The organism is Sphingomonas populi (genome assembly GCF_004208535.1).
Taxonomy (GTDB): domain Bacteria; phylum Pseudomonadota; class Alphaproteobacteria; order Sphingomonadales; family Sphingomonadaceae; genus Sphingomonas; species Sphingomonas populi.
Genome location: NZ_SGIS01000174.1, coordinates 1 through 648, shown reverse-complemented (window position 1 = coordinate 648; position 648 = coordinate 1). Strand labels below are relative to the sequence as shown.

Genomic DNA, 648 nt, shown 5'->3' with positions numbered 1-648 from the left:
GCCATCAATCGCTACCTCAAGGAACACAACGCCGACCCAAAGCCCTTCGTCTGGACCAAGCCCGCCGCTCAAATCCTCGACAAGCTCTCCAGACTGCCTGCATCTTCCGTCTGAATCAGTGCACTAGCGAAGAGGTTGAGGATAGCCTGCCGCACGACCGGTATGGTCGGCTGCGGCGGCGGTCCTCGTCTCTTTTTTCGTCCCGCTGCGGGCGAGGCGGCGGAACTGGATGAAGGTATAAGCGACATCGTCATCAAGACATGTCGGTGTAGCCCTATCCAGGATCGCCTGCTGCGCGCGTTGATCGCCGATATCATCGTGGACGTCGACGATGAGGTGCGTGAGGTCGTGCTCACAAATCATTGGCGAGGCGGCCGGCACTCGGAACTTCGTGTTCGCAAGCCCCAAACTGGTGAGCACGGGTGCGCGACAGCCGAGGATGCGCTGGCAGTGATGCGCAGCATGGCCGGCCGGTGGTCCGACGAGCATATTGCCGCGTCGCTAAATCGAATGGGCCTGCCTATCGCGCGACAATCAGGATCGGAGCTTGCGTCAATCAGGATCGGAATCCGTGACCGCGTTGTTGCTAGTGTGTTCCGCCTGATTGTCGCTGGCAAGCGTTATGTTGGAAGTTGATTGTCGCGGCGC

The 648-nt window shown here is 59.9% G+C and carries 1 protein-coding gene and 1 pseudogene; one reads left to right on the top strand and one right to left on the bottom strand.

The genetic code is table 11. From position 1 onward, the window contains the following. Positions 1-114 (top strand): annotated as a pseudogene (locus tag EWE75_RS26005) (IS630 family transposase); the annotation flags it as partial. Between the two features lie 9 nt (positions 115-123). On the opposite strand, the gene EWE75_RS25430 reads toward EWE75_RS26005, so the two are convergent. Then, positions 124-489 (bottom strand): hypothetical protein, encoded by a 366-nt coding sequence (locus tag EWE75_RS25430; protein ID WP_206364891.1) that lies wholly within the window; start codon positions 487-489, stop codon positions 124-126. Positions 490-648 lie beyond the last annotated feature (159 nt).

What these genes read in the sequence shown, in the direction of transcription:
- EWE75_RS25430 (WP_206364891.1), bottom strand. Translation starts at nt 489, where the DNA reads ATGCTCGTCGGACCACCGGCCGGCCATGCTGCGCATCACTGCCAGCGC.